The organism is Moritella sp., from assembly GCF_033791185.1.
GTDB lineage: Bacteria > Pseudomonadota > Gammaproteobacteria > Enterobacterales > Moritellaceae > Moritella.
The window spans coordinates 1-10,791 of record NZ_JASJHF010000041.1 but is presented as its reverse complement, the minus strand read 5'-3'; the positions used below and the strand labels follow the sequence as shown (position 1 = coordinate 10,791).

At 40.7% G+C, this 10,791-nt stretch carries 8 protein-coding genes and 1 rRNA gene; 4 read left to right on the top strand and 5 right to left on the bottom strand.

Going from position 1 to position 10,791, the window contains the following annotated elements:
• Window positions 1-186 precede the first annotated feature (186 nt).
• From QNK26_RS02565 to fadB, 5 genes are all read right to left on the bottom strand, one after another.
• Window positions 187-1,443: an ABC transporter substrate-binding protein gene (locus QNK26_RS02565; protein ID WP_319220699.1), complete on the bottom strand. Its 1,257-nt coding sequence runs from the start codon at window positions 1,441-1,443 to the stop codon at window positions 187-189.
• On the bottom strand, window positions 1,440-2,909 hold the full coding sequence (locus QNK26_RS02560; RefSeq protein WP_319220698.1) for an ATP-binding protein: 1,470 nt from the start codon (window positions 2,907-2,909) through the stop codon (window positions 1,440-1,442). The genes QNK26_RS02565 and QNK26_RS02560 overlap by 4 nt, the downstream gene beginning before the upstream one ends.
• Window positions 2,899-3,612: a response regulator gene (locus tag QNK26_RS02555; protein ID WP_319220697.1), complete on the bottom strand. Its 714-nt coding sequence runs from the start codon at window positions 3,610-3,612 to the stop codon at window positions 2,899-2,901. The genes QNK26_RS02560 and QNK26_RS02555 overlap by 11 nt, the downstream gene beginning before the upstream one ends.
• Window positions 3,613-3,765: 153 nt before the next feature.
• The gene (gene fadA / locus QNK26_RS02550; RefSeq protein ID WP_319220696.1) at window positions 3,766-4,935 is read right to left on the bottom strand and encodes an acetyl-CoA C-acyltransferase FadA; all 1,170 of its coding nucleotides are present in this window, start codon (window positions 4,933-4,935) and stop codon (window positions 3,766-3,768) included.
• Between the two features lie 21 nt (window positions 4,936-4,956).
• Window positions 4,957-7,101 carry a fatty acid oxidation complex subunit alpha FadB gene (gene fadB / locus QNK26_RS02545; protein ID WP_319220695.1) on the bottom strand — a complete coding sequence of 715 codons (2,145 nt, stop codon included), beginning with the start codon at window positions 7,099-7,101 and terminating at the stop codon, window positions 4,957-4,959.
• Window positions 7,102-7,596: 495 nt separating this feature from the next.
• Here fadB and QNK26_RS02540 point away from each other — a divergent pair, with 495 nt between their 5' ends.
• From QNK26_RS02540 to QNK26_RS02525, 4 genes are all read left to right on the top strand, one after another.
• Complete coding sequence (locus QNK26_RS02540; protein WP_319220694.1) at window positions 7,597-8,217, top strand: YigZ family protein; 621 nt, start codon at window positions 7,597-7,599, stop codon at window positions 8,215-8,217.
• Window positions 8,218-8,238: 21 nt separating this feature from the next.
• Window positions 8,239-9,696 carry a TrkH family potassium uptake protein gene (locus tag QNK26_RS02535; RefSeq protein WP_319220693.1) on the top strand — a complete coding sequence of 486 codons (1,458 nt, stop codon included), beginning with the start codon at window positions 8,239-8,241 and terminating at the stop codon, window positions 9,694-9,696.
• A 12-nt stretch (window positions 9,697-9,708) separates the two neighbouring features.
• Entirely contained in the window at window positions 9,709-10,224 is a 516-nt protein-coding gene (hemG, locus tag QNK26_RS02530; RefSeq protein WP_319220692.1) for a menaquinone-dependent protoporphyrinogen IX dehydrogenase, read from the top strand.
• A gap of 497 nt (window positions 10,225-10,721) precedes the next feature.
• Window positions 10,722-10,791: ribosomal RNA gene (locus QNK26_RS02525) — 16S ribosomal RNA — on the top strand; the annotation flags it as partial.

Sequence of the window (10,791 nt, the reverse complement as noted above, 5' to 3'; positions counted from 1 at the left end):
CCCAGTACTGCGGTCACCGAAAATTCAGAAAAGCCAAGAAAGTAACCAGGGATCAGTAATGTAATTGAGGCGATAAATGCTTTTAAGGCAATAAAAAAATTACTGTTAGCCGCTAAATAAGCCAGTTTTTGCCATGATATTAGCATGTGTATTGCGCTCCAAATAAAATGTGGTAGATAATCATGTCTACTGTGCTGCTTTTATCGCGTTAGTTAATTGCACTACAGCGGTTTCATTACTGATGCTTTTATCATAAATGAAGCTACTAATAACTCGCGTTATAGCTGATTGTACATAAGTTGTCGTTGCCATGGCCTGTGCAAAGGTTGGCACCAATGTATTGTCCAGTTTTGCTTGTTGATAGTCTGCATATGCTTGCAGTGTGCACGCATTAAAATCGCTCTTATCCATTGTATTAATAATCGGTAATGAGCCTTTTCTAGCGTTAAAATCACGCTGTAATTCAGGGGTTAGGATAATACTTGCGAGGGTTTTCTGCGCTTGTTTTACTTCTGAAGATACACTTTTTAATTTAAAAAAAGCAAAACTATCAACATTATAACTAAATGCTCCTTCACTACCTGGAAATTGAATACAGCGGATCTTGGTATTTAATGATTGTTTCTCTTGGAGTAACTTACCTGCGACCCAATCGCCCATGATTTGTATCGCTGCTTGGTCATTAATCAGCAGTTTAGTGGATTGTTCCCAAGTGCGGTTTTTGGCATTTTTATCAATATATAATGACATAGCACGTAATTTAGCAAAAGCATTGATCATGGCTGGTGAGGATAATACTTGTGGATTCAGATCGACAAATGCTTGTTTATACTGCTCTGCGCCAAGTACCGATAAGCTAATGGATTCAAATAAGATCGCGTCAGCCCATGGCTCTGAAGTATGGGCAATCGGTAGATATCCCGCTGCTTCTAGTTGTGGCAATGCGGCGATGAGTTCGTTGAGGTCTGTCGGTATCGTAATCTTGGCTTGGTTAAATATAGCTTGATTAAGCCATAGCCAATTAATACGGTGAATATTAACTGGCACTGCCACGTAATGACCTTGATATTGCATTATGGGTTTAATGAACTCAGGTAGTATTTCATCCCACTTTTCACGTTTTGCTATGTCATCTAGTGAGGTTAGAAAGCCTAATTTTGCCCACTCTTGAATATTAGGCCCTTTAATTAATGCCGCTGTCGGTGGATTGCCTGAAACGGCGCGTGAACGCAGTACGGTTAGTGCGCTGTTACCACCACCACCTGCGATAGCAACGTCGAGCCAAGTATTGCCAGTCTCTTCTACTTTTTCTTGTAATTCACTGAGCGCGTCTAATTCGCCCCCAGAGGTCCACCAATGTAATACTTCTACTTGGCTTGCTGTTGCTGACATTGTAAATAACAGATAAAGCGATATAAGTAGGTGCTTGCGCTTAATTTTCATGATAGTGCTCGTGATGAAGGTTTGTGGGGAAGTCTTAATATCACTTTTAATCCTGAATTTTCACGATTGTGTAAGGTGAGAGTACCGCCATGTGCACTGGCAATATTGCGGGCTATGCTAAGTCCGAGTCCTGAGCCTTCTGTGTCTTGGGCTATACGTGTATAAGGCGTGAATATATCTTCTAACATCGCTTCTGGAATACCAGGGCCGGAATCAATTAAGCAAATAACAATGTGTTCTTGTTGCTGTTCAACGATCAAGTGCAAGAAGTCACCATACTTGATCGCGTTTTCAACTAGATTGGTCAGGCATCGTTTAATGGCTAATGGTTTACCGTGATAGTGAATGGTTACTTTAGGTAACTCAAAGGTGACTTTCTCTTCATGGCAGTTATGATGCTCGGTAATTTCGTAGAGTAACTCTTGAATATCAATGAGTTCGTTGTTCTCATGTATGTCTGTGTCTTTTACGCATTGTAGTGCGCCTTTTACCATCATTTCTAACTGATCGAGGTCATTATTAAATTTGGCCGTTTTAGCATCATCATTAAGTAATTCTGCACGTAAGCGTAACCGTGTGATCGGAGTTTTTAAATCGTGAGAAATGGAACGAAATAAGCGTTCTCGATCGTCGATGTAACGTTTTATACGCAAGTGCATGCGATTAAATGCTTTGGTGGCAATGACTAATTCCGATGCCCCTTTCTCTGCGAGTAAGGGTTGATCTAAATCTTGGCTTAACGTCGCGGCGGCGGCGGCAAGATTTTTAAGGGGCTTGGTTTGCCAGCGTACTAATACGTAAATCATCCACATTAAATTGGCGGTGATCAAAAAGATAAAAAATAGTTGTTCATTACTCACTAAGTTGTCATTAAGTGAGACATAAGGCGCTGGTAATAATGCCGCGATATATAACCATTCATCTGGTGCTAGCATCATTTGGATGACTAATACCGGTGGGTTTAACGGTTCTAAAGTCAGTGAGTAATGGGCCCAAGATCGCGGCAATTCTGATAATAGGGTATCGTTGTTGAGTACATGTAAGGTTTTTGGGTGCGAGAATTCCATTTTAATGACGATATTATTACCCAGTTTATCACCGAGTACTCGTTGAAACTCATTGAGTACCACACGTTTCATTTCGCTATTTTCAACGGGGTCGATAGCTATTTCGACTTCATTTAATGACACGAAATAGCGACTGCCGCCAAAATCACGTAATTGTTCTAAGACGATATGGCGATATTGTAATGGTAGTGAATTAAAAAATGTGGCGGTCGAAGCTATATTTTGTGCCATACCTTCGGCGGTATTTTTTAACCCTTCGAGCTCTTTGTCTTTACTGAAGTTGTACCAAATGCTGGTTGAAATAAACTGCGCCGTTGCAATGGATAACAGCGTCAGTAATAGCATTCTCGAGACCAGTGAACTAGGTAGTTGGCGGTAAATATGTTCTTTAATCGTCATAAGACACTTCAGTAATCAAAACATAACCACGTCCACGGATAGTTTTGATTAGGGTCGGTGTTTTGCTGTTATCACCTAATTTTTGACGTAGACGGCTAAGTTGAATATCGATACCACGTTCAAGTGGTAGCGCCTCTCGACCTCGTGTTGCATCAGACAAGTCATCTCGACTCAGTACTTGATTAGGGTTTGATACAAACAGTTTTAGCATATTAAATTCACTGCCGGATAATTCCGTCGCGTTATTATCGATTAAACTAATTAATTGACGTGTTAATGTATCAAGTCTCCAATTGGCAAAAACAAAATAGCGACCTTGAGTTGGCTTGGTATAACTTGAGCGACGTAATAGCGCTTTTATTCTTGCTAGTAGCTCACGCGGGCTAAAGGGTTTTGCCATGTAATCATCTGCACCAATCTCTAATCCGACAATGCGATCTGCTTCATCAGAGTTTGCGGTTAGCATAATAATAGGGACTTGTGAGGTGCGGCGAATTTTTTGGCATAAAGTAAAACCATCATCACCAGGCATCATCACGTCTAAGACGATTAAATCTGGAGTATTGGTGGCTAATACGCGTTGCATCTCTTTGCCTTCACCAGCGGTTAACACGGAAAAACCAGCTTGATCGAGATATTCACTGAGTAATTCTTTGATCTCAACATCATCGTCAACCACTAATATTTGCTTTTTTGTACTCATGCTCAATCCATTATTTACATTGCGTAATGTCTATTGAACAGCTTGGCGGGTAAAATTTCAAGAAGAACATTTTAAGAAGAACATAAAAAAGCCAACTATGGGGATAGTTGGCTTGATATAGATTAAAGAACCATATTTTTTGTACAGTTGTTATTAGTCTTCGATACGCTCAAATACTGTCGCGATACCTTGACCAAGACCGATACACATAGTCGCTAGACCATATCTGCCGCCTTGCACTTCAAGTTCGTTCACTAACGTAGTCGAGATACGTGAACCAGAGCAACCTAGTGGGTGACCTAGTGAGATAGCACCACCGTTAAGGTTAATCTTAGTATCAACAACATCTTCTAAGCCTAGGTCTTTAACACAAGGTAAAGATTGCGCTGCGAATGCTTCGTTTAATTCGAATACATCGATATCATCAATTGTTAAGCCTGCACGTTTAAGTGCTTTCTTACTTGCAGGTACAGGGCCATACCCCATGATCGATGGATCACAACCAGCAACAGCCATAGATACAACGCGGGCACGAGGCTTAAGACCCAGTTCTTTGGCTTTGTCTGCAGACATAAGTAACATTGCAGAAGCACCATCTGATAATGCAGATGAAGTACCCGCTGTTACGGTACCGTTTACAGGATCAAATACTGGACGTAAGTTACCTAGGCTTTCCATTGATGTTTCTGGACGAATTACTTCATCGAAATCATACAATTTTAATACGCCGTCAGCATCGTGACCTTCAATTGGTAGAATTTCACGTTTGAAACGACCTGATTCTGTTGCTGCTTGGGCAAGCTTGTGAGAACGAACCGCAAATGCATCCTGTTGTTCACGAGTAATGCCATGCATTTTACCTAGCATCTCAGCCGTTAGCCCCATCATACCCGCTGCTTTCGCAGTAGATTTAGCCAGACCCACGTGGAAATCAACACCGTGGTTCATTGGCACATGACCCATGTGCTCAACGCCACCAATGATCATTACGTCACCGTCGCCCATTGCGATCGCACGTGTAGCATCATGGATAGCTTGCATTGATGAACCACATAGACGGTTAACTGTTGTTGCGCCTGCTGTGATTGGGATACCAGCAAGTAATGAAGCATTACGGGCGATATTGAAACCTTGCTCTAATGTTTGCTGAACACAACCCCAATAAACATCTTCGATGTCATTTGGATCAACTTCAGGGTTACGGTCAAGCAAGCCTCGCATTAATTTTGCAGATAGATCTTCAGCACGAACGTGGCGGAATGCACCGGCTTTAGAACGACCCATCGGTGTACGTAGACAATCGACTACAACTACATCTCTCATTTTATTATCCTCGTTCGTGTCTTAGTAAAAAGTTTTGCCGTCAGCTGCGCGTTGACGCAAGCCATCAGTTACTTGGTAAAGTGGTCCTAAATCAGCAAGTGAATCCGCTAATTCAATGTATTTATCTAGACCCATAGTATCTAGGTAACGGAACACACCACCACGGAATGGAGGGAAGCCAATACCATAGATAAGTGCCATATCAGCATCACCTGGTGTAGCAACAATACCTTCTTCAAGACAACGAACAACTTCGTTAATCATAGGGATCATACAACGCGCAATGATCTCATCTTTAGTAAAGTCAGTTTTTTCGCCAGCGACTTCAGCAAGTAGTTCATAGCTTTTCGCTTCTGGTGTTTTCTGTACGCGACCACGACGGTCTTTCGCGTAAGAATAGAAACCAACACCATTTTTCTGACCATAACGTGTCGCGTCAAACATCACATCAATAGAATCTTTGTCTGTTTTTGCCATACGTTCTGGGAAACCATCTGCCATTACAGCTGCAGCATGATGACCTGTATCAATACCTACAACATCAAGTAGATATGCAGGACCCATTGGCCAACCGAATTGTTTTTCCATTACTTTATCAACAGCAACAAAATCAGCGCCATCAGCGATTAGTTTTGAGAAACCGAAGAAGTAAGGGAACAATACGCGGTTTACGAAGAAACCTGGGCAGTCGTTTACAACGATAGGTGTTTTGCCCATTTTAGCTGCATATGCAACAGTCGTCGCAATTGTTTCATCTGATGATTTCTCACCACGGATGATTTCAACTAATGGCATTTTGTGTACTGGATTGAAGAAATGCATACCACAGAATTGTTCTGGGCGTTTTAGACTCTTCGCAAGTACATTAATTGGGATAGTCGAGGTGTTCGAAGTAATGACAGTGTCAGCACTCACGTTATCTTCTAATTCAGCCAGTACTGCCGCTTTGATTTTTGGATTTTCAACAACCGCTTCAACAATAATGTCAGCTTCATCAACTGAGTTATAGCTTAGCGTTGGGGTGATTGAAGAAATAACTTTCGCCAGTTTAGTGCCGTCAATACGACCGCGTTTAAGTTGCGTTGTTAATAAACCAGACGCTGTCGCCATACCAAGATCTAATGCAGCATCGTTGATATCTTTCATGATCACTGGCGTGCCTTTAACTGCTGATTGGTAAGCGATACCGCCACCCATGATACCAGCGCCAAGTACTGCGGCCTTGTTTGTTGCTTTACCTGCTTTTGCTGCTTTCTTCGCGCCCGCTTTTAATGCTTGGTCACTCAAGAATAAGCCAACTAATGCTTGTGCTGCATCTGTTTTCGCAAGTTTAATGAAGGTTGCTGCTTCAACACCAAGTGCACCGGTACGATCCATTCTTGCTGCTGCTTCAACAGCTTTTACTGCTGCGGTTGGTGCTGGGTAATGTTTACCTGCTTTCGCATATACCATACCAAGTGCAGTAGAGAAGCTCATTGTCGCTTCAATTTTGTTTAGACCTAGTGGCGCTTGTTTTTGCGCACGACGAGATTGCCAGTCTAATTTACCTGCAATCGCATCTTTAATCATAGAGAGTGCTGCATCACGTAATTTTTCTGGTGCTACAACTGCATCTACAGTGCCAAATTTAAGGGCTGCAGGTGCTTTATAATCTTTACCTGTTGTGATCCATTCAACTGCATTATCTGCACCGATTAGACGTGGTAAACGTACTGTGCCACCAAAACCAGGCATGATACCTAATTTAGTTTCAGGTAAGCCGATACGGGCTGTTGTGTCTGCTACACGGAAATCCGTCGCAAGAATTGCTTCACAACCACCGCCTAGTGCATGACCGTTAACTGCCGAGATAGTTGGATATGGCAGGTCTTCAATCGCATTGAATACTGCATTTGCTTGTTCCAACCAACCGAGTAGTTCAGCGTCAGGTAGTTTAAATAGATCGAGGAATTCAGTGATATCAGCGCCAACGATGAACGCACCTTTGCCTGATGTTTGAATTAGTCCTTTAATATCTGAATTAGTCTGTAATACTTTTACAGCTTCAGTTAATGCTTGTAATGTTGCTTGATCAAATTTATTAACAGGGCCCTTCGCGTCATATTTTAATTCTGCGATGCCATCTTCTAATAGAGTGACCGAGAGTTGTTCGGCTTGGTAAATCATTACGTTTCTCCTTGCTAAAGCGATGGTGATCATCTGCTCCGTTTGCTATTTACCAGCTATGTAGGGTACTGGTTGATCTCATTCTGTCTATAATCCAACAATATTTCAACACTTATTTTAAACGACTGTTTAACTTTTTTATGCTTTAATCACAACAAAATAGTCACTAAGTAGTACACTGAACGTTGTGGGGCTGAAAGGGTTAACATTCGCTAAATAACTTATTTACCTTTTAAACTGGATTTAGGTACTTAGTTTAAGTATTCGATTAGTGTTTAATGCTTAAATTTATGCTTTCATGGTGTTATTCACTTGAAAATGTTCAGCTTACAACTGTTTTTAATTATTAGCGGTTTGTTGATGGCTGCTTAATAAAATAAAATGGACCATTAGTTAACTTTTAAAATTTGTGATCCTGAACCTGCTATTATCTACAAGCCTATAACAGTAGAATAGCGGTGAGCATCTCTACAATAGAATATACACAGGATATAAATGACAGCGACTAGCCCTTATTTTGTTTTAGAACAGGCTTATGAATATACCGAAGAAATAAAGAAAAGCCGTTTTATTACTTATCTTGCACCGACAAAAGGACGCCAAATGGCTGAACAATTTGTGCGGGCGATGAAAGCGCAACACCCTAGTGCCCGCCATCATTGTTGGGCATTTGTTGCTGGTAGGCCGAGTGACGGCCAGCAATATGGTTTTAGTGATGACGGAGAACCTTCCGGTACGGCAGGTAAACCTATCCTAAATTGTCTATTGGGTAGTAATGTTGGTGAAATGACAGCGGTGGTAGTGCGTTACTACGGCGGCATCAAATTAGGCACTGGCGGATTAGTGCGTGCATATGCTGGCGGTGTACAGCAACTATTGAAGGTAATTGAACCAATTGAATGCCTTATATATACAGAACTGAGTTTAACGTGTGATTATGCGCAAATAGCTGCGATAGATAGCTTATTTTCAGTATACAATGGTAAATTAAAGCATGCCGAATATGGTGCTCAAGTCGTGATGCAACTTGATGTTGACGCAAGGCACACACAAGCATTCATTACCGCTGTTAAAAATAAAACCAATGGCCAAGTTAATGTCAAAGTGGCCGATTAATATTTAGGGATAAAAATAATAATGCAATTCAGGGCAATTTTAAGAATTGTTGGGATATTGGTTACCATTTTTAGTGTAACGATGATATTCCCCGCACTGATCGCGGCAATATACAAGGATGGTGGTGGTCTTGTCTTCATTAATTCTTTTGCCTTTTGTGTCATTCTGGGCAGTATCCTGTGGTACCAAAATCGTAATTATAAAAAAGAATTAAAAGCCAAAGAAGGTTTTTTAATTGTAGTTTTATTTTGGACGGTACTAGGTAGTATCGGTGCATTACCATTTATTCTTTCTGAACAACCGAATCTCAGTGTTGCCAGTGCATTTTTTGAATCGTTTTCGGGGCTCACAACAACGGGCGCGACTGTTATTGTTGGACTTGATGAATTACCTAAAGCGTTATTGTTTTATCGTCAATTTCTACAATGGTTAGGTGGCATGGGGATCATTGTGCTTGCCGTTGCTGTATTACCGGTTTTAGGCATAGGTGGCATGCAGTTGTATCGCGCTGAAACACCAGGGCCTGTGAAAGATTCTAAGATGACGCCACGAATTGCCGAAACTGCGAAAGCGCTTTGGTATATTTATTTATGCCTTACTGTGATTTGTGCGATGGCATTCTGGCTGGCGGGGATGACCATCTTTGATGCTATTTCGCATAGTTTTTCGACCGTTGCTATTGGTGGTTTTTCTACCCATGATAGCAGTATGGGACATTTTGATAGTCCGGTAATTAATATGATCACCGTGGTGTTTTTAATTATTGCTGGGATTAATTTCTCGCTACATTTTGCCGCATTCTCGATTAAAGGTTTTAAACCTGGCGCTTATTTTCGTGATATTGAATTACGGGCCTTCTTGTTCGTACAATTGGCACTTGTTGCGATCTGTTTCTTTATACTACTCGCCAAAGGTGTTTATGACTCACCTGAAATGGCATTGGATAAAGCATTATTCCAAGCTGTGTCTATTTCGACTACCGCTGGCTTTACCACGACAAGTTTCCAAGATTGGCCATTGTTCTTACCCGTACTGCTGGTATTCTCAAGTTTTATTGGTGGTTGTGCCGGTTCAACTGGTGGTGGTATGAAGGTCGTTCGTATTCTATTACTTTATTTACAAGGCATGCGGGAAATGAAACGCTTGGTTCATCCGCGTGCTGTATATAAGATTAAGTTAGGCAAAAAAGTATTACCCGATCGTGTTATTGATGCGGTTTGGGGGTTTTTCTCTGCTTACGCTTTAGTTTTTGTTATTTGTATGTTGGCATTGGTCGCGACAGGAATGGATGAACTGTCGGCGTTTTCGGCTGTGGTTGCCACCTTGAATAACTTAGGGCCGGGAATGGGTCAAGTTGCAGTGCATTTTGGTGATGTCAATGATAGTGCTAAATGGATTTTAGTTGTAGCCATGCTATTTGGTCGTTTAGAAGTCTTTACCTTATTAATTTTATTTACCCCAGCTTTCTGGCGTAGTTAAGTGGAAACTATAATGAAAAAAATGCTCGTATTGTATTCGACTGTTGATGGTCAAACGTTAAAGATAATTAAAGCTATCGAGAAGTCTATTGCTAATAAATATCACTGTGAAGTGATGACTATTGAAGAATGCCAGCATATTGATATGGCTATTTTTGATAAAGTCGTTATTGGGGCTTCGGTTCGTTATGGTCACTTGAATAAAAAACTGTATCGATTTGTAGCGAAGCATAAAGCAGAACTTGAAGCAAAAGAGAATGGCTTCTTCTGTGTTAATTTAACAGCAAGAAAAGCGGAAAAGAATACCCCTGAAACAAATGCGTATATGCAGGCATTTTTAGAAAAGTCGAATTGGGTACCAAAGCAACAAGCGGTATTTGCTGGCGCATTACTGTATTCAAAATATAATTGGTGGCAAACGCTGATTATCCAGTTAATTATGAAGATCACGGGCGGTAGTACAGATAAAAGCAAAGATATTGAGTTTACCGATTGGGATAAAGTCAGTTTGTTTGCGAAAACATTATAGTTATTTAGCCATTAATATATGGGCAGCATTAAATTTAACCTGCAGATGTAGATAAGTTGTCCAGTTAATTGTGTTTTCAACTCTTTATAATGAAATGCTTGCCTATCAACTCGTTTTCCCTATAATAGCGCCTCACTGACACGGCAAACGTCGTTCAGTAAGGTGTTTAAAAAATAACTTCGGTTATTTTTTAAACTTCCTGAATAAGGCATGAATATGTGCTTGACTTCAAAATCGGTTTGCGTAGAATACGCAGCCTGACTACGACGCAAGCCGTCAAGGTCAATGCTCTTTAACAATTTATTCAAGCAATCTGTGTGAGCACTTGCAGAGATATAATGACCAAAAATTATATCAATGTAATTGTGAACATTAAATTAAATCGAAAGATTTGGTTTTATAAATAATAAGACTTCGGTTTTATTATTGAAGTACAGAATTCATTGAGCCGACTTAATCGGATTTACTTTGTAAATTTGGTTAGTCAAAAAAACTTTTAATTGAAGAGTTTGATCATGGCTCAGATTGAACGCTGGCGGTAGGCTTAACACATGCAAGTCGAGCGGA

Coding starts and splice junctions, on each gene's coding strand:
- QNK26_RS02555 (WP_319220697.1), bottom strand. CDS start 3,612: ATGAGTACAAAAAAGCAAATATTAGTGGTTGACGATGATGTTGAGATC.
- fadB (WP_319220695.1), bottom strand. CDS start 7,101: ATGATTTACCAAGCCGAACAACTCTCGGTCACTCTATTAGAAGATGGC.
- fadA (WP_319220696.1), bottom strand. CDS start 4,935: ATGAGAGATGTAGTTGTAGTCGATTGTCTACGTACACCGATGGGTCGT.
- QNK26_RS02535 (WP_319220693.1), top strand. CDS start 8,239: ATGCAATTCAGGGCAATTTTAAGAATTGTTGGGATATTGGTTACCATT.
- QNK26_RS02560 (WP_319220698.1), bottom strand. CDS start 2,909: ATGACGATTAAAGAACATATTTACCGCCAACTACCTAGTTCACTGGTC.
- QNK26_RS02540 (WP_319220694.1), top strand. CDS start 7,597: ATGACAGCGACTAGCCCTTATTTTGTTTTAGAACAGGCTTATGAATAT.
- QNK26_RS02565 (WP_319220699.1), bottom strand. CDS start 1,443: ATGAAAATTAAGCGCAAGCACCTACTTATATCGCTTTATCTGTTATTT.
- hemG (WP_319220692.1), top strand. CDS start 9,709: ATGAAAAAAATGCTCGTATTGTATTCGACTGTTGATGGTCAAACGTTA.